Annotated in this window: 18 protein-coding genes; 9 read left to right on the top strand and 9 right to left on the bottom strand. The window is 41.5% G+C overall.

Annotated features, from left to right (window positions below; genetic code table 11):
* Positions 1–360 precede the first annotated feature (360 nt).
* The 3 genes from AB8M93_RS09670 (at position 361) to AB8M93_RS09680 (ending at position 2,476) form a co-directional block, all read left to right on the top strand.
* Positions 361–633, top strand: coding sequence for a hypothetical protein (locus AB8M93_RS09670; protein WP_373057371.1), 273 nt, complete (start codon positions 361–363; stop codon positions 631–633).
* A 12-nt stretch (positions 634–645) separates the two neighbouring features.
* Positions 646–2,139, top strand: a complete 1,494-nt coding sequence (locus AB8M93_RS09675; RefSeq protein ID WP_373057372.1) for a DUF5689 domain-containing protein — start codon at positions 646–648, stop codon at positions 2,137–2,139.
* 112 nt (positions 2,140–2,251) lie between these two features.
* Positions 2,252–2,476 carry a hypothetical protein gene (locus AB8M93_RS09680; RefSeq protein ID WP_373057373.1) on the top strand — a complete coding sequence of 75 codons (225 nt, stop codon included), beginning with the start codon at positions 2,252–2,254 and terminating at the stop codon, positions 2,474–2,476.
* Between the two features lie 15 nt (positions 2,477–2,491).
* Here the strand turns inward: AB8M93_RS09680 and AB8M93_RS09685 are convergent, their stop codons facing one another.
* Entirely contained in the window at positions 2,492–3,751 is a 1,260-nt protein-coding gene (locus AB8M93_RS09685) for a DUF389 domain-containing protein (RefSeq protein ID WP_373057374.1), read from the bottom strand.
* 359 nt (positions 3,752–4,110) lie between these two features.
* Positions 4,111–7,521: a transcription-repair coupling factor gene (gene mfd, locus AB8M93_RS09690; protein WP_373057433.1), complete on the bottom strand. Its 3,411-nt coding sequence runs from the start codon at positions 7,519–7,521 to the stop codon at positions 4,111–4,113.
* A 136-nt stretch (positions 7,522–7,657) separates the two neighbouring features.
* Here mfd and AB8M93_RS09695 point away from each other — a divergent pair, with 136 nt between their 5' ends.
* The 3 genes from AB8M93_RS09695 to AB8M93_RS09705 are packed head-to-tail and all read left to right on the top strand — an operon-like array spanning position 7,658 to position 10,194.
* Entirely contained in the window at positions 7,658–8,083 is a 426-nt protein-coding gene (locus AB8M93_RS09695) for a DoxX family protein (protein WP_373057375.1), read from the top strand.
* Positions 8,061–8,837, top strand: a complete 777-nt coding sequence (locus AB8M93_RS09700) for an SDR family NAD(P)-dependent oxidoreductase (RefSeq protein ID WP_373057376.1) — start codon at positions 8,061–8,063, stop codon at positions 8,835–8,837. Before AB8M93_RS09695 ends, AB8M93_RS09700 begins: the two co-directional genes overlap by 23 nt.
* Before the next feature lie 4 nt (positions 8,838–8,841).
* Positions 8,842–10,194 (top strand): dihydrolipoyl dehydrogenase family protein, encoded by a 1,353-nt coding sequence (locus AB8M93_RS09705; RefSeq protein WP_373057377.1) that lies wholly within the window; start codon positions 8,842–8,844, stop codon positions 10,192–10,194.
* A 167-nt stretch (positions 10,195–10,361) separates the two neighbouring features.
* Here the strand turns inward: AB8M93_RS09705 and AB8M93_RS09710 are convergent, their stop codons facing one another.
* The 6 genes from AB8M93_RS09710 to AB8M93_RS09735 all read right to left on the bottom strand — a co-directional run bounded on the left by AB8M93_RS09710 (position 10,362) and on the right by AB8M93_RS09735 (position 16,571).
* Positions 10,362–11,147, bottom strand: coding sequence for a tryptophan-rich sensory protein (locus AB8M93_RS09710; protein WP_373057378.1), 786 nt, complete (start codon positions 11,145–11,147; stop codon positions 10,362–10,364).
* A 14-nt stretch (positions 11,148–11,161) separates the two neighbouring features.
* Positions 11,162–11,791, bottom strand: coding sequence for a ligase-associated DNA damage response endonuclease PdeM (pdeM, locus tag AB8M93_RS09715; protein ID WP_373057379.1), 630 nt, complete (start codon positions 11,789–11,791; stop codon positions 11,162–11,164).
* Positions 11,792–11,840: 49 nt separating this feature from the next.
* Entirely contained in the window at positions 11,841–12,995 is a 1,155-nt protein-coding gene (locus tag AB8M93_RS09720; protein ID WP_373057380.1) for a methionine aminotransferase, read from the bottom strand.
* Between the two features lie 79 nt (positions 12,996–13,074).
* A complete protein-coding gene (locus AB8M93_RS09725) occupies positions 13,075–13,821 on the bottom strand; it encodes a succinate dehydrogenase/fumarate reductase iron-sulfur subunit (RefSeq protein WP_373057381.1) in 747 nt (248 codons plus the stop codon).
* A 71-nt stretch (positions 13,822–13,892) separates the two neighbouring features.
* Entirely contained in the window at positions 13,893–15,896 is a 2,004-nt protein-coding gene (locus tag AB8M93_RS09730) for a fumarate reductase/succinate dehydrogenase flavoprotein subunit (protein ID WP_373057382.1), read from the bottom strand.
* 12 nt (positions 15,897–15,908) lie between these two features.
* Positions 15,909–16,571, bottom strand: coding sequence for a succinate dehydrogenase cytochrome b subunit (locus AB8M93_RS09735; protein ID WP_373057383.1), 663 nt, complete (start codon positions 16,569–16,571; stop codon positions 15,909–15,911).
* Positions 16,572–16,846: 275 nt separating this feature from the next.
* Here AB8M93_RS09735 and AB8M93_RS09740 point away from each other — a divergent pair, with 275 nt between their 5' ends.
* Both AB8M93_RS09740 and AB8M93_RS09745 read left to right on the top strand, forming a co-directional pair.
* Entirely contained in the window at positions 16,847–17,767 is a 921-nt protein-coding gene (locus AB8M93_RS09740) for a DnaJ C-terminal domain-containing protein (RefSeq protein ID WP_373057384.1), read from the top strand.
* Positions 17,764–18,054: a chaperone modulator CbpM gene (locus tag AB8M93_RS09745; protein ID WP_373057385.1), complete on the top strand. Its 291-nt coding sequence runs from the start codon at positions 17,764–17,766 to the stop codon at positions 18,052–18,054. Before AB8M93_RS09740 ends, AB8M93_RS09745 begins: the two co-directional genes overlap by 4 nt.
* A 2-nt stretch (positions 18,055–18,056) precedes the next feature.
* On the opposite strand, the gene AB8M93_RS09750 is transcribed toward AB8M93_RS09745, so the two are convergent.
* Complete coding sequence (locus AB8M93_RS09750; protein ID WP_373057386.1) at positions 18,057–20,903, bottom strand: beta propeller repeat protein; 2,847 nt, start codon at positions 20,901–20,903, stop codon at positions 18,057–18,059.
* A gap of 123 nt (positions 20,904–21,026) precedes the next feature.
* Here AB8M93_RS09750 and AB8M93_RS09755 point away from each other — a divergent pair, with 123 nt between their 5' ends.
* Complete coding sequence (locus AB8M93_RS09755) at positions 21,027–22,319, top strand: aminopeptidase P family protein (protein WP_373057387.1); 1,293 nt, start codon at positions 21,027–21,029, stop codon at positions 22,317–22,319.
* The last annotated feature ends 49 nt before the right edge of the window (positions 22,320–22,368 follow it).

The raw sequence follows: 22,368 nt of genomic DNA on the forward strand, positions 1-22,368 counted from the left end.
AGAATAGATGCTAATACAGGTTAATTCGCAGAAGTACCTACAAGGTCCAAAAGACCTTGCAGGAAAGGCTGATGGTTTCAGAACAAACTTCTCCTGCGAGGTTTCCAAAACCTCGTAGGTATATTAGGAATCATGAAGCTGACTGAAGCTTGAAATAGGAATTTTAGAAGAGATGGCGATTTATAGAGAAAAGAAATTATATCAGAAGAAACTGAAATCAAAAAAGAACGAGCTCAGGTTCTAAATACCTATGTGGTCCAAAAGACCTTGCAGGAAAGGCTGATGTTTTCGGGACAAATTTCTCCTACGAGGTTTTCCAAAACCTCGTAGGTTTATTAGGAAGCATAAATTGACTAAAGAATGAAATATGGAATTTTAGAAGAGATGGCGATTTATAGCGAAAAGAGATTATATCAGAAGAAACTGTGGCCTCAGGTTTTAAGATACCTACAAGGTCCAAAGACCTTGCAGGAAAGGCTGATGGTTTTAGAACAAACTTCTCCTGCGAGGTTTCCAAAACCTCGTAGGTATGAAACAGGTAGAACAGATGCTAATTTTTACAGGTTAGTTTGCAGAAGGACCAATGGTCCTAAAGACCTTACAGGAAAGATCGGGGAATTTGAATGTGATTAAAAATCATGAAATATGAGAGATTATAAGTTAATGTTGGACAATTATATATTTGAAATTTGGAAAAACTCCCGGTTAAAAACCCTTAAGACTGGTTATGTCTTTTTAGGAAGAGGAAGGAAATTTTACCTGAAGTCTGTTCCTGGATTGATAATGCTCATTCTTCTAAATTCCTGCGTTCAAACCGATGATTTCGACCTGCCGGAGATTCAGGAAAGTGAAATTACAGTAGATGGAAATCTAACCGGCATTACAGCGGTCAAGGGAAATTTTAATGCTGAAACTGGTGAAATTTACACTTTCCGGGATACCGATACTTATTTTGAAGCTTATGTGGTGTCTAGTGATGAAGGTGGGAATTTTTATAAAGAGCTTGTACTTCAGGACAAACCGGAAAACCCAACCGCGGGAATTGTAATTTTGGTAGATGACAATTCCCTGCACGATACTTTCAACTTTGGAAGAAAGGTTTTTGTGAAGTTAGACGGACTAAGCTTATGGTACAACAACGGGGTGCTTCAGCTTGGGATTCAGAATAGGGGAGATGTGGTGGCCATTCCCAATTCTTTAATTGATGAGCATCTCATACGCTCTGAAATAACCGCGGAAATAGTTCCACTAAAATTAAAAATTACCGACTTCAGCGAAAATTATAAAAACCTTTACGTGCAGGTAGATCATGTACAATTTAACCGAAACCTGGTAAGGGACGAGCATATTTTTTCTTTTGCTTCAGAAAATATAGATGAATATGATGGAACCCGGCAGCTGGAAAGCTGCGAATCGGGTTCTACGACTACCTTAAGTACAAGCAGTTTTGCGGACTTCAAATCTTTATTGCTTCCGCAGGAATCCGGAAGTGTAAAGGCCGTTCTAAGCAGGGATTTTTATGACGATTTTTACGTGTTGGTGCTGAATTCTCCGGAAGGTTTAGATTTTTCAGGAGAAAGATGTGATCCTGAATTTTTTAAATGTGCAGGGAATATTGCTGAAGGGCCGGAGGTAATATTTAGTGAAGATTTTACCGAAGTTACCACGTTAACCGCATTGGCCAGTCGCGGGTGGCGCAATGTGAATGTTAGTGGCGGCAGTGAAAAATTTAAGCCGGGCACCAGGAATGGGAATCGTTATTTTAGGATTTCAGCATACAACACTACCGAAAATCTTCTGGAAGCCTGGTTGGTAACTCCGGGAATTGAGCTTGATTCAACAAGGGGCGAAGTGTTTTCTGCAGATGTAATGGCTTCTTTTGATAATGCCACGATTTTGAATATGTATGTTACTACCAATTTTACCGGTAACCCGCTTACAACAGATTGGCAGCTTCTGGAGGCGAATATCCCGGTAGGGCCTTCCAGCCAGAATGCCATTGCCTACACCAATACAAAAATTGATATTTCCTGTCTTGAAGGTACTGTTCATTTTGGGTTTCATTATCTTGGAGGAATTCCCGATAAAACCACCACTTATGATGTGGATAATTTGAGGGTGACGGGTTTTTCTAATTAAATCAGGAGCTTTCTATCCCAAAATTAACTTTTAGAGATAAATTTTTAAAATAATCCCTTTGGGTAGAGAAAATTGAGAAGAAAATATTTACTACTTTTAGAAAATATATTAAATGGAAACAATTCGAATTGACATATTGGATCCAAAAACTAAAAAATTATTGAAAGATTTAGCTGATAGGGACCTGATCAAAATCAGGAAAGAAAATACAACTGATTTTGGAGATCTTCTTAAAAAAATACGATCTAATTCAGCAGACAAATTAGGCCTGGAAGAAATTACCAAAGAAGTAGAAAGCGTGAGGGATTCACGTTATAAAGATGAAAAGAGCCTTTAAGATAATCCATTAAAATTATTCCCTTACCACCCCTATTTCATAAACTTTATGAAGATTATCTTCTTGATAGTTAAGACTTTCTTTTAAATGCTGGATAATAGCCGATTTTAAAGCCTCATCAGAAATAACCGTGTCTTTGGGTAAAACAGTGGCCTGGAAATTCACCGTAGGCTCCCCGTTAATGGTCGTGTTGGTAAAAACCACATTTTTGTTAATAATTCTTATATAATCCAGCTCTTTAAGACGCTTGTCCAGCGCTTCGGTAAGTTCGGTATTCATGCTTGCCTTCCGCAGGAATGGCGGCTGACTAAATTGCCAGAACATCATGACAATAATTCCAGTAAATGCTATTGCACTGGTGATGAGCATCATTTTCCTGCTTCCTTTTAAAAAGCGAATTCCGTGGGGAGTTACTTTTCCGTAGAAATAAAATACGAGAGTCGCGGCCAGATGAATCCCGAAAAGCTGCAATATGATCTTAAAGGCACTGCTGGTAACAATTCCCCAGTCCATTAAATACAATCCCACACCTACCAGTCCCACCGGCGGCGCAAGAGAAGCGGCCACCAGAATACCCACGGCAGCGCCAGAGACGAGGCTATCTCTCTCCGACTGGCATATATTTATTCCCCCGGCAAACCCGGAAATAAGCGGCAGGAGCAAAGATACTTTTGACACATGGCTCACCTCTATCATTAGTGGTGTGAGGGTTTCAAGAGGAAAAATTACGGTAAGCAAAAAACTGGTAAGGGCTCCTGTGCCAATGGCCAAACCATATCGGAAAAGACTGGATTTTAAAAGAGGCATTTTGCCTGCTGCAGTGGCCAGGGCCGCATTCATGGCCGGCCCGGCAAAAGGTGCTACCAGCATCGCTGCAATCAATAAGTAAGTAGTAGTGGTGTAAAGGCCAATCCATACAATGATTCCCGCTGCAAAAGAATAGCCTATAAGGCCAAAAATTGAGCCCACACTCTGTATCCCACCCAAATAAATTTCCATGGAACTTTTGGGTTTTACATCGGCTACCTGCTCCGGTGCTTCAGATGCGGGAGGATAAAGCGTAATGACACCGCGCGGGATTAAACTTATTTCTGGTTCTTCAAAAGCGTCCAGCTTCTGTAAAAATTCGTCCACCTTGTTGTTGGGTAGGTAAATAAGAAAAACATCTTCTTTTTCTGAAGAAAGGTTGATGGTATTTTTACCCTTAAATTCTGAAACGGCATCTAAAACCTTTTCTTTATGCCCTTTCGGAATTTTAATTGTAAGCTGGCGCATATTTTTCCGGATTAACTAAAAATCTTCTTTAAGATAGAAAATGCGGAAAAGATGGGCAGCCCGATTAAGGGAATTTTAGGGTTTAAATCATTTCTGTCCTAATAAATTTCAAAATGATTTTCAGTACAAATCTTCTTGTGAACTTTTTCTTTTTTGCATCGCCCAAAAAAGAACCAAAAAGATCCAGCCTTATTAAGGCTTGTCTAAATTTTTTGTTCAGCACCTAAATTTTAGAAACTCGCCACTGTAATTCATAAAAAAAGAAAAGGGTCAGGCTCAAACAACCTAAAATTTTACAGTCTTTCACTTCAAATTTTTCGATAAACTTTTGGTAGGCCGGAGAAAATTTTAAAAACTGTTTAAGCCTCTACATCTTCCTCTTTCTTCACCCTGAAATCGAGTGGTTCCAAAACTTTTAAAGCGGCTTCTATAGAAGTTATTTTATCAAAGGTGAGCAGCAGGCGCAGTCCGGCGCGGGTCTTCTTCTCCTTCATTGTGCATTTGTTGCGGTGCGTTTGCACATATTGAAGTACTTTGGTAAAGGCATTAGTCTGATAGAACCTGGACTGCTGGTCGGCAATAAAATAACCAATCATTTTGCCCTGTTTCAGTACCACTTTTTCCAGCCCTATTTTTGAAGCGATCCATTTAATGCGCACGCTGTTCAGCAGGTCAACTGCCTGCGTGGGAAGTTCCCCAAAACGGTCGGTAAGTTCGGCCTCAAATTTCTGCAGTTCTTCTTCCGAAGCAATATTGTTAAGTTGGGTATATAGGTTCAGCCTTTCCGAAATATTATTGATATAATCATCGGGGAAGAGAATTTCAAAATCGGTGTCAATTTGCGTGTCTTTCACAAAAATTTTGTCCTCCACATTTTCGGTTTCACTGTAGAGCTCCTGGAATTCATTTTCCTTGAGTTCTTCTATAGCTTCGTTCAGGATTTTCTGATACGTGTCAAAACCAATTTCGTTGATGAATCCGCTTTGTTCGCCCCCCAGCAAATCGCCCGCTCCTCGAATTTCAAGATCTTTCATGGCGATATTAAAGCCGCTGCCAAGTTCAGAAAATTGTTCCAGCGCCGTCATTCGCTTTCTGGCATCTTCAGTCATTGCAGAATATGGCGGAGTGATAAAATAGCAAAATGCTTTTTTGTTGCTTCGGCCCACGCGCCCCCGCATCTGGTGCAGGTCCGAAAGCCCGAAATTATTGGCATTATTGATAAAAATAGTGTTAGCATTGGTTACGTCCAGCCCGCTTTCCACTATAGTAGTAGAAACCAAAACATCAAATTCCCCATTTATAAAGCTCAGCATTAACCTTTCCAGTTTTTTTCCTTCCATTTGTCCGTGGCCAATACCAATGCGGGCATCGGGCACCAGCCGCTGGATCATTCCCGCCACTTCCTTAATATTTTCTATGCGGTTATGGATAAAGAAAACCTGCCCGCCACGCTGAATTTCATAGGAAACAGCATCGCGAATGGTTTCTTCGGAAAATCGTATCACGCTGCTTTCTATGGGATAACGGTTTGGGGGCGGAGTGGTAATGGTAGATAAATCCCTAGCAGCCATTAAGCTGAATTGAAGCGTACGTGGGATTGGCGTTGCCGTGAGCGTTAAAGTATCTACATTTTCCTTTATCGTTTTAAGCTTATCCTTAACGGCAACTCCAAATTTCTGTTCTTCATCTACAATGAGCAGTCCCAGATCTTTAAATTTCACTGCTTTATTTACGAGCTGGTGCGTCCCAATGACAATATCTACTTTGCCACTTTCCAGATCGGCCAGAGTTTCCCGGCGCTCTTTTGCAGTCCTAAACCTGTTAAGGTACTCTACAGTAACCGGAAAATCTTTTAATCTTTCAGAAAAAGTCTGGTGGTGCTGAAAAGCGAGAATAGTGGTTGGGACCAGAACAGCTACCTGCTTGCCGTTATCCACTGCTTTAAAGGCTGCCCTAATGGCAACTTCCGTTTTTCCGAAGCCAACGTCCCCACAAACCAGTCGGTCCATAGGCCGCTCGTTTTCCATATCTTCCTTTACCACCTGTGTTGCCGTGCTTTGGTCTGGTGTGTCCTCATAAATAAAGGATGCCTCCAGTTCGTGCTGTAAATAGGAATCTGGCCCGTAGGCAAAACCTTTTTGCAGCCTTCGTTTGGCATATAATTCAATAAGGTTATAAGCGATATGCTTAACCCGTGCTTTGGTTTTATTTTTAAGATTTTTCCACGCGTTGCTTCCCAGTTTATAGATTTTGGGCGGTTTGCCGTCCTTTCCGTTATATTTTGAAATTTTGTGTAACGAGTGGATGCTGAGGTACAAAATATCGCGTTCCCCGTAAATCAGCTTAATGGCTTCCTGCATTTTGCCTTCCACATCAATTTTCTGGAGCCCGCCAAATTTTCCAATTCCGTGGTCAATATGGGTGACGTAATCGCCTACTTCCAGGTTGGTAAGTTCCTTTAATGTGATCGCCTGCTTTTTGGCGTAGCCATTTTTTAAATGGAATTTATGATACCGCTCAAAAATCTGATGATCGGTATAACAAACATTCCTGGCATCTTCATCTATAAAACCCTGGAACATGGAGAGGACAATAGTTTGATACTTTACTTCCCGTTCCTGGTCATCAAAAATATCATGAAATCGTTTCGCCTGCTGCTCACTTACGCAAAAAATATAATTGGTGTAGCCGTTTTCCTGGTTTTCAATAAGATTATCAATTAGTAAATCAAATTGCTTGTTGAAAGAAGGCTGGGGCTTGGTGTTAAATTCAATACTTTTACCATTATTTGCCGCCGCATTTTTTAAAAATGGCTGGTTGCTGAGCTCTACGACCGCGAAATCCAGCAGCTGTTTTTTGATAATTTCAGCATTGCAGAAAAGTTCTACCGGCGCGCTATGCTTTACTTCTTCTGAAAGTTTTTTAAAGGCTTCTTCGGCTTTGCTGAAGAGTTTATCGAGTTGTGCCGAAAAAAGGTCCAGGTTTTTTACAAAAACAATCGTATTTGCCGAGATATATTTCAGAAAACTCTCTCTCACCTCGTCCAGGCGTTTGTTTTCCACATTCGGCATAATGGAGATTTTCTTCACCTTATCTGTAGAAAGCTGGGTTTCCACATCAAAACTCCTGATGCTGTCTACTTCATCTCCAAAAAATTCGATGCGGTAAGGCTCATCATTGCTAAAGGAAAACACGTCAATAATCCCTCCCCGCACTGAAAATTCCCCGGGTTCGGTAACAAAATCCACCCGTTTGAATTTGTATTCAAACAAAACTTCATTTACAAAATCTATGGAGAGTTCGTCGCCAACGGCAATTTTTAATGTGCTTCTGTCCAGTTCCTTCCGGGTAACCACTTTTTCAAAAATCGCATCGGGATAAGTAACAATTACCGCGGGTTTTTTTCGGGAATTGATGCGGTTTAAAACTTCAGCCCGAAGCAGGACATTGGCATTATCGGTCTCTTCAATCTGGTATGGCCTGCGGTAACTGCCGGGATAAAAAAGCACATGTTTTTCACCAATAAGCTGTTCCAGGTCATTCAGGTAATACGCGGCTTCTTCTTTATCATTAAAAACCAGCAAGAACGGGTTTTCGGATTCTTTAAAAGCGTTGGCAACCACAAAAGAAAGCGAGGAGCCAACAAGGCCTTTTAGATGAAGTTTCCCTCTACCGGAATCTTTGGAAAAATCGAAAGAGGCAATGGCGTTTTGCAATTCCTGCTGTGGCAGGGATTGTGCAAAGCTTTGGGCAATAGCAGATTTACTCATTCCCGCAAAGATAATTCCTGATATTTTGTCATCCAACACCTCAACATATTTTTAACTATTCTGTTGAAGCATAAGTTTTACCATTTTCATAACACAGGAAGTTCAATAGCTTGGTTATTTTCAGGAAAAATTATTCATGTCCAGCCAGCAGCTTGCTTATATTCTTGCCAGGATTACCCTGGGCCTTAACTTTTTTATGCATGGCCTGGTGCGTATTCCAAAATTGGAAGCTTTCGCTAAAGGATTGGCATCAGGCTTTGAAGGAACTTTATTGCCTGCAGTAATTGCCGAAGCCTTTGGCTATGTTTTGCCATTTTTTGAATTAATTATTGGAGCCTTGATCCTTCTTGGTTTTAAGACAAAGCAGGTACTCGCGGCAGCAGCCATTCTTATTATGCTACTCATTTTTGGCAGCGGATTAAAAGAGGATTGGGGCGCCGTGGGAACACAAATGCTCTATGCATTGTTCATATTTTTCCTGCTGTTTCACCTTGAATATAACCGGTTCGCGCTGGACGCTAAATCACAAAAGAAAATAGATGGATTTACAACTAAAAGATAAACAGGTATTTATTTCAGGCTCTACCAAGGGGATAGGCCTGGCAATTGCCAAATTATTGGCTTCAGAAGGGGCCAATGTAATCATAAATGGCCGCTCGCAGGATTCGGTGGATAAAGGCTTAGCTGAAATAAAAGAAGAAATTTCTTCCGCAGAGGTTAAAGGTATAGTCTGCGATTTTTCCAAACCTGAAGAGATTAAAGGCCTTATTGCTGAAGTGGGAGATGTGGATATTCTCGTGAATAATGTTGGGATTTTTGGCAATAAAGATTTTATGGACATTACCGACGAAGACTGGAAAACTTTTTACGAAATAAACGTGCTTAGCGGAGTGCGGCTTTCCAGGGCATTTTTACCTGGAATGCTGGAGCGTGACTGGGGCAGGATTATTTTTATTTCCAGTGAAAGCGCATTTAATATCCCGGTGGAAATGATCCATTACGGAATGACCAAAACCGCACAGCTTGCTATTTCCCGGGGCCTTGCTGAAACCACTAAAGGCAGCAATGTGACTGTAAACAGTGTGCTGCCTGGCCCAACTTTTTCTGATGGTTTGGAGGAAACTGTTCCTGAGGATGAATCTAAAGAAGAATTTCAGAAGGAATTTTTTAATGAGGTAAGGCCAACTTCCATTATCCAGCGGTTCGCCGACCCTAAAGAAGTTGCAAATATGGTGGCATATATTGCCAGTCCTCTAGCTTCAGCTACAAACGGGTCTTCTCTAAGAGTAGACGGCGGAGTGGTGAAATATATTTAATTGAATGGGAGTCAGGGAATTTGATGTTTTTGTAATTGGCACCGGGACGGCCGGCAAAATTGTTGCCACAAATTGTGCTGCTGAAGGGCTTAAGGTAGCCATTGCCGATAATCGTGAATTTGGCGGCACCTGTGCCAACCGCGGTTGCGATCCCAAAAAGGTATTGTTTGGACTAACTGAAATTCTTGACCGTGCTGAAAAGATGAAGGGTAAGGGGATCACTAAAATGCCTGAAGTAAGCTGGGAAGATTTAATGGCATTTAAAGAAACTTTTACCAGCGCTATTCCTGCTGCGACTGAAAATGATTTGGAGGAGCTGGAAATTGAAATGTACCACCAGTCGCCTATATTTCTGGATGAAAACACACTTTCTGTAGAAGGAAAGACGGTAAAAGCAAAGAAAATCGTAATTGCAACAGGAAATAAGCCAATGCCGCTAAATATTCCAGGGGAAGAGCATGCACTTATCAGCGATGACTTTCTGGAATTGAAAGAGCTGCCTGATACCATGATGTTTATAGGAGCCGGATATATAGGGATGGAATTTGCCCATATTGCCGCGAGAATGGGAGTGAAAGTGACCGTGGTGGAATTTGCACCGCGAATTCTTACCAATTTTGATGAAGATATGGTAGCTCATCTTCAAAAGGCTTCCGAAGATCTGGGGATTAATTTTATTTTTAATGCTGAAGTTTTCGAAGTTGAAAAGCTGCGGAAAAACTACAGGGTTAAAGCTAAACAGGCTGGAAAAGAAATCGAAGTTAAGGCTGAAATGGTTTTTAACACCGCCGGCCGCGTTCCTTCAATAGAAGAACTTGACCTGGAAAAAGGAAATGTGGCTTTTTCAAAACAAGGAATTGAGGTAAATGAACATTTACAGAACACCACTAATAAATCTGTTTATGCCTGTGGCGATGTGGCTGCGAGTGCAGGCCTGCCTTTAACACCGCTTTCGTCAAAAGAAGGGCAGATAGTTTCTGCTAATATCATAAACAAAAACAATCCTGGAAAAGCCAGTTATGCCCCACAGCCTTCCGTGGTTTTTACACTACCAAATCTTGCTTCCGTAGGACTTTCCGAAGAAGATGCGAAAAAGGATTATGAAATTCGTGTGGAAAATAAGCGGGTATCGGACTGGTTTAATGCCAAGCGCATCAACGAAAAAGTGTATGCTTATAAAACCATTGTAGACACGAAAACTGGCAAAATCCTGGGCGCACATTTAGTAGGTCCTGAAGCCGCCGAAGTGATTAACCTTTTTGCGATGGCTATGGCTGCAGAGATGGACTGCGAGGCAGTCAGGAATGTGATTTTTGGCTATCCTACCTGGGGAAATGATATACAGGGAATGCTGTAGATTGTTATTTTGAATTTTGAATGCTGAATGTTGAATGCTGAATGTTGAATTCTGTAGGTTTGATTCCGCAACATAGGCTAAATTTTCCCATTCTTAATTTCCTATTTCCTGTCTTTAAAAAAGATTTATGCTGATGTCAAAATTCAAAATTTAGAATTTAAAATAGCTCAGGACTTCTTCATCTTAGCCAGCGGACTTGTTTCTTTATTTTTATACCCGTGATAACCGGCGGCTAAAAAGAGAATTACTGCTCCTATTATCGCGGCCCACGCAATGCTTTCATTTTCTGCAGAATGTCTTACATAAATGGCCACAAGGGCCCATACCCCAACAAGGGCGAATTCCCTCATGTTGCGGGTGTAGATAATGGCAAGATTAAGAATTGTTGCCACAGCAATCATTACAATTGTCCATTGCACTTCGTTTAAAAACCAGCCGTCCCATTCTATTTTTGAAAGGTACGCTGCAATATTGGCGATAGTTGCCACGGCAATCCAGCCGGAGTAAAAACAAATGGGCCACCATACAAAAGCGATAGTCGTTAATGGGGCGTCCCATCGTTCCATATTGGTGTTCAAGATTATTTTTATCAGTGAAAGAAGAATAATCAGCATGATAATTACGGAAAGCCCCGTGGCTTCATAAAACCAGGCAAAGATCCAGGCGGCATTGCAGAAATTAGCGATGGCGAACCAGGGGCCGGTTGCGAGGATATCTTCTGTATCTTTGTTTTTAAAGGCCCGGTAAAGCTGAAATCCGCAGTACGCCAAAAGCGCAAGATAAATTATTGCCCAGATAGAAAAAGCGTAACCCGCAGGAGTGAAAAGATTAAAATATTTTTCACTCAGGCTTTGCATGGTATTGCCGTTAAGTTCTACAGCCTGGGTGTAATAGCTGGCGAAAATGGCAATAATTACAGAGATAAGGTTGAGAATTGCATATCTTTTTGCCATAATTTCTTCTTAATTTATGCTATTAAAATTACTTCATTTTTTGTGATTGCAAATACCTTGTCTTCTTTTTCCGGCTGCATCATGTAGTTTCCGGTAAATTCTCCAAATGCCGGAAGGATAAGCTGATGCGGCGATTTGTAAAAACAGCGCAGCTTCAGTACCTGCCGCCCTCTTCCCCTTAACCTGAAACCCGGGTGGATATGGCCGCAAATATTAAAAAAACCTTCTCTTTCTTCAGGATGGTGCGTGAGGAGAAAATTGTCAATTATTAATTCTTTAAATATACTGATGCCAATTTCTTCATATTTGATCGGGGAAATTACATCATGGTTTCCCGCGACAAGAATAATTTCTGCGGAAACAGATTTGCTCCAGTACTCAAATAAATCCCATTCCCGGTTCATCACGCTGTGGAAAAGGTCTCCCAGAAAGCACACCTTCCCGGGCTGAAAGCGATTGGTAACCGCATTTAATTCATCAAAATTCTTTGAAATTGCCTTATGCGGAACCGCGCTTCCAAATTTCCTGAAATGGCTTATTTTACCAAGGTGTACATCGCTAATAAGCAACATATCCTGTTCCTGCCAGTAAGCCGTGCCGCAAGGATGAAATTGAAAATGGTTATTATTGATCTTAATTGTCATTCGGGGATATTCTGTCAGGAAAATTGTAAAATCCTAAGGTGGATTATATTTAAAATTTATGAAGAATTTCAGCTGCTTTTTCTAAAGTTTCATCGGTTTTAGCAAAACAGAACCTTAGCTGTTTGTTATCCTTCTGTTCAAAATTAAAAACGGAAACAGGAATGGAGGCAAGGTGGTGCTCTATGGTTAAACGTTCAGCAAACTCCGTGTCCTTTTCTGTAGTGATTTCAGCATAATTTAAAACCTGGTAATAGGTGCCTTTCGCCGGGATTCCGGTAAATTTGGAACCTTGCAAAAGCTTCAAAAATTTGTCTCTTTTCTCCTGATAAAAGCTGCCCAGGTTGAGGTAATTTTCCGGATTTTTCAGGTATTCAGCAAAAGCTTTTTGCATGGGATGATTTACACAGAAAGCGGTAAGCTCGTGTATTTTCCAAATTTCCTTCATCAATTCTTCAGGCGCCACGCAATAGCCCATTTTCCAGCCGGTGTTATGGAAAGTTTTTCCAAATGAAGAACAAACTATAGCCCTTTCCGCTAAACCTGGGAAACGCGAGGCGCTTTGATGTTCAATAGCGTCAAAAATAATATGCTCATAAACCTCGTCGCTTAACAGGATAATATCTGTTCCCTTAAGCAGCGCTTCCAGTTGCTGCATATCTTCTTTTGTAAAAACAGTGCCGCTTGGATTGTGCGGGGTGTTAATAATGAGCATTTTGGTCCTGTTATTTATTTTTTCCTTTACTTCCTGCCAGTCGATTTTAAAATCTTTTCCCTTCATTTGTACCAGCACGGGTTTGCCGCCATTAGATTTTATAGTGGGTTCATAACTGTCGTAAGCTGGTTTAAAAACAATCACTTCATCTCCCTTATTTACAAAGGCCGTTATTGCATCGTAGAGAGCGCCGGTAGCACCGGCTGTTAGCGTAATTTCAGAATCCACTTTGTATCTTACTCCGTATAAAGCTTCAATTTTGTCGGAGATCTGTTCCCTTAATTCAGGCACGCCATTCATAGGAGGATATTGATTATAACCTTCCTTCATGGCGTTAAAAACCAGTTCTTTAAGCTTAGGATCGGTATCAAAATTGGGAAAGCCCTGTGACAGGTCTATGGCATTGTGCTTTCTTGCCAACTGACTCATCACGGAAAAAATACTCGTTTTTGCTGTTGGTAATTTTGAAGGGAGATTCCTAAAATCAGGCATGGTTATTTTTTAATTAAGATGCATAAAAAATCCCGAATTCTGAAAGAATCCGGGATTGATTTCTATTTGAAGTAAAGGTTTATCCTTTAGTGGTAGCTCTCATGAACTCACGGTTCATCCTGGCGATGTTCTCTAAAGAAATTCCTTTAGGGCATTCAATTTCACATGCGCCGGTATTGGTACAGTTCCCAAAGCCTTCAGCATCCATTTGCCTTACCATTGCTTTTACACGCTCGGTAGCTTCAACTTCTCCCTGCGGAAGTAAGGCATATTTTGAAACCACTGCAGAGGTAAACAGCATGGCGCTGGCATTTTTACAGGCCGCCACACAGGCTCCGCATCCAATACAGGTTGCTGCGTCAAAAGAAGCGTCGGCATTGGATTTTTCAATTGGAGTGGCATTGGCATCTACGGTATTCCCTGAAGTATTCACAGAAATATATCCCCAGGCCTGCTGAATCCTGTCAAAAGCACTGCGGTCTACAATTAAATCTTTGATCACAGGAAAAGCTTTTGCCCTAAAAGGCTCAATTACAATCGTATCTCCATCTTTAAAGGAGCGCATGTGTAACTGGCAGGTGGCGATAAGCTTGTCTGGCCCGTGAGGTTCGCCGTTGATTTGTAGGGAGCAGGAACCGCAAATTCCTTCGCGGCAGTCATGATCAAATTCCACCGGTTCTTCACCTTTATTTACGAGGCTTTCATTCAGCACATCCAGCATTTCAAGAAAAGACATATCGTCTTCAATCCCGTCTATTGGATAATCTACCATTTTGCCTTTGGCACTGGCATTTTCCTGGCGCCATATTTTTAAGTTAAGCTTCATATCTCGAAAAGTATTGAGTATAGAGTATTTAGTATTGAGTAAACAAGATTCTCACTACTTAAATCTCAATTCTATTTATAACTTCTTGTTTTTAATTCGATATTGTTGAATTCCAGTTCTTCTTTATGAAGTCTGGCCTCCCTTATAGTTCCTGTATATTCCCATGCGGCAACATACCTGAAATTTTCATCATCTCTTAATGCTTCTCCTTCTTCGGTTTGATATTCTTCGCGGAAGTGTCCTCCGGCAGATTCATTTCTATGAAGGGCATCTTTTGCAAACAATTCTCCCAGTTCAAGGAAATCTGCCACTCTGCCTGCTTTCTCAAGTTCAGAGTTCTTTCCGTTTGCTGTTCCGGGAACTTTTACATTTTTCCAGAAATCTTCTCTTAAAGCAGCAATTTCTTCCAGGGCTTCTTTTAGTCCCTGCTCATTACGGGCCATTCCACATTTATCCCACATGATGCGGCCCAGCTTTTTATGATAAGAATCTACAGAGTTCTTGCCCCCGGCATTCATCAGTTTTTCAATACGTGTCCTCACATCTTTTTCCACAGCGTCAAATTCGGCAGAATCGGTTGGAATTTTTCCTGTTCCAATATCCTTAGATAGGTAATCTCCAATAGTATATGGTAACACAAAATAACCATCGGCAAGTCCCTGCATTAGAGCAGAAGCTCCAAGGCGGTTGGCACCGTGATCTGAAAAATTAGCTTCTCCGGCCGAATAACAGCCCGGGATGGTGGTTTGCAGGTTATAATCCACCCATAGTCCGCCCATGGTATAATGCACCGCAGGATAAATCATCATAGGCGTTTCATACGGATTTTGATCTACAATCTTTTGATACATATCAAAAAGGTTTCCGTATTTAGCCGCTACCGCTTCTTTCCCTAATTTTGTGATTTCTTCTTTGGAAGGACTTTTATGTCCCATGGTAAAGGCTTTTTCTTTTCCGTAACGCTGGATAGCCGTTGCGAAATCAAGATAAACCGCTTCCCCGGTTTTGTTTACGCCATATCCCGCATCACAACGTTCTTTAGCGGCCCTGGAGGCCACATCCCGAGGTACAAGGTTACCAAAAGCCGGATAACGTCGCTCTAAATAATAATCTCTTTCATCTTCGGAAAGATCGGTCGGTTTCTTTTTTCCTTCTCGTATGGTTTTTGCATCTTCTTTTTTCTTCGGAACCCAGATCCTTCCATCATTCCGAAGAGATTCAGACATTAAGGTGAGTTTAGACTGATGGTCTCCGGTTACCGGAATACAGGTGGGGTGAATTTGCGTATAGCAGGGATTGGCAAAATAAGCGCCCCTCCGGTGTGCTCTCCAGGCCGCCATAACGTTACTTCCCATAGCATTTGTGGAAAGATAGAAGACGTTCCCATAACCTCCTGATGCCAGTACCACTGCGTGCGCCGAATGTCTTTCAAGCTCGCCGGTAAGCATGTTACGGGCTATAATTCCTCTTGCCTTTCCGTCAACCAGTACCAGGTCCATCATTTCATGACGGTTAAAGGAAAGAATCTTTCCACGGTTAATCTGGCGGTTCATAGCGGAATAAGCACCTAGCAATAACTGTTGCCCGGTTTGTCCTTTGGCGTAAAAGGTACGGGAAACCAAAACTCCACCAAAAGAACGGTTGTCCAGTAATCCGCCATATTCGCGGGCAAAAGGAACTCCCTGTGCCACACATTGGTCAATAATATTTCCTGAAACCTGGGCGAGGCGATAAACATTTGCCTCGCGCGAGCGGTAATCGCCTCCCTTTACAGTATCGTAAAAAAGGCGGTAATCTGAATCTCCGTCTCCCTGGTAATTTTTTGATGCATTAATTCCTCCCTGTGCCGCAATAGAGTGCGCACGTCTTGGAGAATCCTGGTAGCAGAAGGTTTTTACGTTATAACCCAATTCTGCTAAAGTGGCTGCGGCACTACCGCCGGCCAATCCCGTTCCCACTACAATAATATCGATGTTACGCTTGTTAGCAGGGTTAACAAGATTAATGTTATTTTTATGTTTTTCCCATTTTTCCTCTAGAGGTCCATCCGGGATTTTTGAATCTAAAACTGCCATAAATCTTACGTATTAAACGTTATTAAAATAGTGAAAAAGGGCTATGAAAATGAATCCCAGCGGAACAATAATCGAAAAAGCCACCGTAAAACCTCTTAATCCTTTAGAATATTTGTTGTGCCATCCTACAGATTGGAAAGAAGATGAAAATCCATGCCAGAGGTGAAGGGCCAGGAATATGAAAGATAGCACATATAAACCTGTTCTTATTGGGCTCTGGAATTTCGCGATTAGTTCAGGATAATATCTGGCGGTATCCTCGGGATGTGTCTCAAAATATTTATGCGTGATTTCCGGAAACCAGAAATCGTAAAGGTGAAGCCCTAAAAAAGCCAGAACCACCAGTCCTGTAAACAACATATTTCGGGACATCCAGCTGGTATTTGTGCTGGGCCTGAAACTTACATATTTAATATTCCTGGCCTGCCTGTTATGATATTCCAGAACAAACCCCAGGATAAAGTGAAAAATAACACCGGCAATTAAAACCGGCTGAAGTAAAAATTGCACATAAAAATTAGTTCCCATAAAATGGGAAAACTGGTTAAAAACATCTGCGCCAAAAACCGAAGTCAAATTGATGATTAAATGTTGAGCTAAGAACAGGACTAAAAAAAGTCCGGACAAGGCCATAGCAAATTTTCTTGCTATTGTAGAATTGAGAAAACCACCCATTATGAAATTTTAAGAAATTTAACCGCAAAAGTAAGTCTCATTCTTATTTTGGGCAAGTATTAAACCTTATATTCCCTCTTATTTAGAACGAATTTAAAAAGTCTGAAGGCTTTCCAAACTTTTTAAAACGAAGTCTTTAAGGTAGATACTTTTTGTGCGACTTAATTAGTTTATACCTCTTCATTTTGCAAAAGCTTAACGTGGTGAAATACTTAAAATGCTTAATTTCAACTGCTGAATAATTCTTCGGAAGAAATTTTAAACCTTATTCTTCAATGGAATTTATAGACTACTACAAATTATTGGAACTTGATAAATCGGCAAGCCAGGCAGATATCAAAAAAGCATACAGGAAGCTGGCGCGAAAATATCATCCAGATCTTCATCCAAATGATAAGGAGGCGCAGGCAAGATTTCAGCAAATAAACGAGGCGAATGAAGTGTTGAGCGATCCTGAAAAACGAAAAAAATATGATGAATACGGAAAAGACTGGAAGCACGCCGAGCAGTTTGAAGAGGCCAGGAAACAACAGTCTGCTGCGGGAGGTTCTGGTTTTGGAGGTTTTGGTGGCGGCCAGGGCTACACGTATTCAGGCAATTTTGAAGACGATACTTTTTCAGATTTTTTCGAGCAGATGTTTGGAGGGGGAGCAAGAACAAGGGGAGCGGGCAGAAGGCCGCAGTTTAAAGGCCAGGATTTTAATGCTGAACTTCAGCTAAATCTTAGCGATATTTATACCAGCCAGAAGCAAACACTTACCATAAATGGTAAAAATATCAGGCTTACTATTCCTGCGGGAGTAGAAAACGGCCAGACCATCAAGATAAAAGGCCACGGCGCTCCCGGCATACAGGGCGGCCCAAAAGGAGACCTGTTTCTTACTTTTAATATTGTGAATGATACAAAATTTAAGCGGGAAAAGGAAAATCTTTACAGTACCGAAGAAATTGATTTGTATACTGCGCTTCTTGGAGGGGAAGTTACCGTGGATACTTTCAGCGGAAAAGCGAAACTAAAGGTAAAACCGGAGACCCAACCGGGAACAAAAGTGAAATTGAAAGGAAAAGGTTTTCCAAAGTATAAAAAAGAGGGGCAGTACGGGGATTTGTACATCACCTACAAAGTAAAAATGCCAACCCGTTTAAGCGAGAAGGAAAAAGAATTGTTCAGGCAACTTCAAAAATTACGCTCATGAATTTAGACGAACTTATCCCGGCAGAGAAAATTTGTACACAATACCAGGTGGAGCATACTTTTATCCATTCGCTGCACGAGAGCGGGCTCATTGAGATTGTTACGGTGGAGGAGACCCAGTATGTGCATTGCGACCATTTGCGAAATTTTGAAAAAATGATGCGCCTCCACCGTGACCTTCACATCAATATTGAAGGTTTAGAGGCAGTGCAGCAGCTGCTGGACCAGGTACAACAATTACAGCAACAAAACCAAAAGCTCCGTAACCGCTTAAATTTGTATGAATAATTTTATTTAATGCTGAAAGATTTTTCAGCGGAATCACCTTTCATTTTAACTTCAATTGTATAATTGCCCTTTGGCAGGTAATACTTTTCATCTTCTGAAGCAGTAATTTTTTCTTCAAGGTTTTTATTGAAACGCGCTAAGTTTTCTTGAGCAATGGAAAGATCGTAATCTACTTCGTTAAAACCTTTTTCGGCTTCCACTTCAAAAGATTTAAGCACGAGCCCTTTTTCAGCCTTAATATTTATGGTTGCAGTTCCCGAAGAAACAGAATAAAAAGTAAACTCGGTTTCCGGGGTATAGGGATCCAGCCAATTGCTATAGCTGTTGCCCCACCTGGCAGAAAACTGGATATCTGCCACCGGTGCAATCCAAAGCTTCTTGGAAATCTTTTCCTTACTCATTTTAGAAATAGGCGAAATATCGGCCAGGTAGAGTGAGCGTCCGTGAGTGGCAACAATCAGGTGATTTTGGTCTTCCTGGATGCGCAGGTCATGGACCGGAACATTCACAAAGCCGGCGCTAAATGGTTCCCATTCCCGGCCCTGGTCAAACGAGAGGTAAACCCCATCATCTGTGCCTACATATAGTATATCTTCATTTTCAGGATCTTCACGAATAACGTTTACCGGCGCGAGCGGCAGGTTTCCTGCAATATTTTTCCAGGTGTTGCCGTAATCTTCAGAAACATATATGTAAGGTGTGAAATCGTCCCAGCGATAACCATTCAGCGTTACATAAACCCGTTCTTCTTTATGTTCAGAAGCAATAACGCGGGAAATCCATAAATTTTCAGGAAGCCCGGAGCTGATATTGTTCCAGCTGCCACCGCCGTCTTTGGTTACCTGAACAAGCCCGTCATCGCTCCCGGTATAAATAAGCCCAAACTTCAATGGGGATTCACTTATTGTCGAGAGTGTGCCATAAGGAACATTGCCTTCTTTTCCTCCGGCAGTAAGATCTTCTGAAATTACGGTCCAGTCATCGCCCTGGTTCATGCTTCTAAGCAATTTGTTGCTGCCCATATAAAGAATGTCCTGGTTGTGTGGAGAGAGCAATATTGGGGTTTGCCAGTTGAAACGGTATGGCTTTTCTCCCAGGTTATGCTTAGGTTGGATGTATTTACGTTCCTCGGTTTCGCGATTAATTCTGAAATAATTTCCAAACTGGAAACCTGTGTACACAATTTGCGGATTGTTACTGTTAATTTCTACCTGCATTCCATCTCCGCCCATTAATCGTTTATAAGGATAATTGCCGTTTACCTGCCAGCCCGGATTTGCCTCGCTGGTATGTGCGCCCATCCAAACCCCGTTGTCCTGAAGCCCTCCATAAACATTATAAGGTTTGGCATGATCTACATTCACAGAATAAAACTGGCCCACAGCAGGGCTGTTTCTTATCATCCAGTGCTCCCCGTCATCATAGGTAATGTTCACCCCGCCATCGTTGCCATCAATTATGTGTCCGCTCATATTGGGGTCTATCCATAAAGCATGATGGTCTGCATGTACATTTTCTCCATCAATGGAGGTAAAGGTTTTTCCTCCGTCTTTAGATTTAAGGATTGGCACTCCATAGATATAAATGGCATTTTCATCCCGTGGATCTACGTGTATCATCCCAAAATAGTACCCGTAGCTGTAGTACAGGTCGTCCAGGTAGTCTTCGTGAGTTTTTTTCCAGGTTTTGCCTCCATCTTCGCTTTTATAAACCTGTGCGCCAATCACGGGAGTTTCAAATAAATCTGAATTAGCGTCTTCCAGGTAAAGTGCAAGGTCGAGAGGCTCTGCTTTTCCTTCTTCAACTAAAGATTTTACCGTTTCAGCGGTGTATTTCTCCTGAAAGTTATTCTTCCGAAGAAATGCTTCCAGGTCTTCATTTTTAATATTCATGAATTTTTTGGTGGAAATATCTTCAAAATCGGATTTTTTCAGGCCTTCTTCCTTGTCCTGTTTTTCTTCCGCAGGGCGATGATTCTGATTGTCTACTATTGCATACACTGTACTTTCATCAAAAACGGAAAGCCCAATCCTGCCAACGCCTTCTCCCGTGGGAAAACCGGAATTTTTATCGCTGAGTTTCGTCCAGGTATTGCCGGCATCTTCACTTTTATAGATCCCGCTGCCATCTCCCGAACCTCTAAAATCCCAGGCTTTCCTGTCTTTATCCCAGGCTGCCGCGTACATGGTGCGGTAATTTCCAGGTACGTATGCAATATCTATAATCCCGGTATGGTTATTTATAAACAGGGTTTTGTTCCAGGTCTCGCCGCCGTTGGTAGTTTTGAAGATGCCTCTTTCCAGATTGGCAGAATATAAATGGCCGGTCACGCCTACCACAATCTCGTCTGGATCATTGGGATTTATAAGGATGCGGCTAATGTGATGAGAATCTGGAAGGCCCATAAACTGCCAGTTTTCACCATGATCTTCAGATTTTAAGATCCCAACTCCGGCATAAGAAGACCGGGAAGCATTTACTTCGCCAGTTCCCAACCAGATGGTTTCACTTTTCCAGTGTACCGCCACATCGCCAATATTTTGAGTGGGCGCAGTATTGGTGACAGGAGTAAAGGAATTCCCGTTGTTATTGGTGTACCAAAGTCCGCCGGTGGCATAAGCAACGTAGAATTCCGTGGGATTCTCAGGATTTACAGCAAAATCTGTCACCCTGCCACTCATAATTGCCGGCCCTATATTTTTAAGCGGAAGGTTTTTTACGGTGGAAGTTTTGTCCAGCCGGGATTTATTTTCGATAGCCGCTTGAATTTCAGCTCCCGAGGAAGCCTGTTGTGCAGACGAGAAAACAATAGTGAAAAACAGGAAAAAAGGGAGTAGAAATCGCTTCATTTTATGAAATAAGAATTAAGCAGATTAAATTATACAAAAGCTGCTCAGGAACAAAATTTTTATTGCTGTTAACAGCATTTGCCTTTAAAACTTTTAATTTTGAGGAAATTGAAAAAACAGACCATGAAATACGATCAAATCGATTCCAAACTCTTTATAAAAAACCGCAAAAACTTCATGTCTAAGATGAAGTCTTCAAGCCTTGCGGTTTTTAATTCCAATGATATTTATCCCATTGGGGCAGACAGCACCCTGCCTTTTGAACAAAACAGGGACCTTTTTTATTTAAGCGGGGTAGACCAGGAAGAAAGCATTCTCGTCCTTTTTCCTGATGCTCCCAAGCAAGAGCACCGGGAAATGCTTTTTTTAACTGAAACCAATGAGCATATTGCGGTTTGGGAAGGAGAAAAGCTCACCAAGGAAAAAGCTTTTGAAGTAAGCGGGGTGAAAACCGTTTACTGGATGAAGGATTTTGAGAAGATCTTTTTTGAAGTAATGACGCAGTGTGACACAGTTTATTTTAACACCAATGAACATTACCGCTCGGCACATAAAACCGAAACCAGGGATATGCGGTTCATTAAATGGTGTAAGGATAAATATCCCGCGCACCAGGTGGCAAAAAGCAACCCAATCCTTCAGCGTTTGCGCTCTGTGAAAGACCAGATTGAACTGGACCTGATGCAAAAGGCCTGTGATATTACTGAAAAAGCCTTCCGCAGGACTTTAGGTTTTGTAAAACCCGGAGTTTGGGAATATGAAATTGAGGCGGAGTATTATCATGAAATGATCAGGAACCGTTCAAGAGGATTCGCTTATACTCCAATTATTGCCAGCGGGAAAAATGCCAATGTGCTGCATTATATTGAGAACAACCAGCAGTGTAATGAAGGAGAGCTAATATTATTGGATACGGGAGCAGAATATGCCAATTACGCCAGTGATTTATCCAGAACTATTCCTGTTTCCGGGAAATATACGAAAAGGCAAAAAGAAGTTTATAACGCGGTGAATAAGGTGAAGAAGGAAGCTACTAAAATGCTTGTTCCCGGCACTATGTGGGCTGAATACCATAAAGAAGTTGGGAAATTAATGACTTCAGAATTGCTGGACCTGGGATTGCTGGATAAGGCTGATGTTCAAAATGAAGACAAAGACTGGCCGGCATACAAAAAGTACTTTATGCATGGCACTTCCCATAACATTGGACTGGACACTCATGACTACGGAATTTTAACGGAACCCATGATGGCAAACCAGGTGTACACCGTAGAGCCGGGAATTTATATCCCAGATGAAGGTTTTGGGATTAGGCTGGAAGATGACGTGGTAATCCAGGAAAAAGGAGAGCCGTTTAATCTTATGAGAAATATTCCTATTGAGGCAGATGAAATTGAAGAGTTGATGAACTCGTAAACTTTTGCAATAAAAAATCCTTAACTGCCACGAATCTGCTTTCGGTGAA

The organism is Autumnicola aciditolerans, assembly GCF_041679265.1.
In the GTDB taxonomy this organism is placed as follows: Bacteria; Bacteroidota; Bacteroidia; order Flavobacteriales; family Flavobacteriaceae; genus Autumnicola.

Coding starts and splice junctions, on each gene's coding strand:
- AB8M93_RS09670 (WP_373057371.1), top strand. CDS start 361: ATGAAATATGGAATTTTAGAAGAGATGGCGATTTATAGCGAAAAGAGA.
- AB8M93_RS09675 (WP_373057372.1), top strand. CDS start 646: ATGAGAGATTATAAGTTAATGTTGGACAATTATATATTTGAAATTTGG.
- AB8M93_RS09680 (WP_373057373.1), top strand. CDS start 2,252: ATGGAAACAATTCGAATTGACATATTGGATCCAAAAACTAAAAAATTA.
- AB8M93_RS09685 (WP_373057374.1), bottom strand. CDS start 3,751: ATGCGCCAGCTTACAATTAAAATTCCGAAAGGGCATAAAGAAAAGGTT.
- mfd (WP_373057433.1), bottom strand. CDS start 7,521: ATGAGTAAATCTGCTATTGCCCAAAGCTTTGCACAATCCCTGCCACAG.
- AB8M93_RS09695 (WP_373057375.1), top strand. CDS start 7,658: ATGTCCAGCCAGCAGCTTGCTTATATTCTTGCCAGGATTACCCTGGGC.
- AB8M93_RS09700 (WP_373057376.1), top strand. CDS start 8,061: ATGGATTTACAACTAAAAGATAAACAGGTATTTATTTCAGGCTCTACC.
- AB8M93_RS09705 (WP_373057377.1), top strand. CDS start 8,842: ATGGGAGTCAGGGAATTTGATGTTTTTGTAATTGGCACCGGGACGGCC.
- AB8M93_RS09710 (WP_373057378.1), bottom strand. CDS start 11,147: ATGGCAAAAAGATATGCAATTCTCAACCTTATCTCTGTAATTATTGCC.
- pdeM (WP_373057379.1), bottom strand. CDS start 11,791: ATGACAATTAAGATCAATAATAACCATTTTCAATTTCATCCTTGCGGC.
- AB8M93_RS09720 (WP_373057380.1), bottom strand. CDS start 12,995: ATGCCTGATTTTAGGAATCTCCCTTCAAAATTACCAACAGCAAAAACG.
- AB8M93_RS09725 (WP_373057381.1), bottom strand. CDS start 13,821: ATGAAGCTTAACTTAAAAATATGGCGCCAGGAAAATGCCAGTGCCAAA.
- AB8M93_RS09730 (WP_373057382.1), bottom strand. CDS start 15,896: ATGGCAGTTTTAGATTCAAAAATCCCGGATGGACCTCTAGAGGAAAAA.
- AB8M93_RS09735 (WP_373057383.1), bottom strand. CDS start 16,571: ATGGGTGGTTTTCTCAATTCTACAATAGCAAGAAAATTTGCTATGGCC.
- AB8M93_RS09740 (WP_373057384.1), top strand. CDS start 16,847: ATGGAATTTATAGACTACTACAAATTATTGGAACTTGATAAATCGGCA.
- AB8M93_RS09745 (WP_373057385.1), top strand. CDS start 17,764: ATGAATTTAGACGAACTTATCCCGGCAGAGAAAATTTGTACACAATAC.
- AB8M93_RS09750 (WP_373057386.1), bottom strand. CDS start 20,903: ATGAAGCGATTTCTACTCCCTTTTTTCCTGTTTTTCACTATTGTTTTC.
- AB8M93_RS09755 (WP_373057387.1), top strand. CDS start 21,027: ATGAAATACGATCAAATCGATTCCAAACTCTTTATAAAAAACCGCAAA.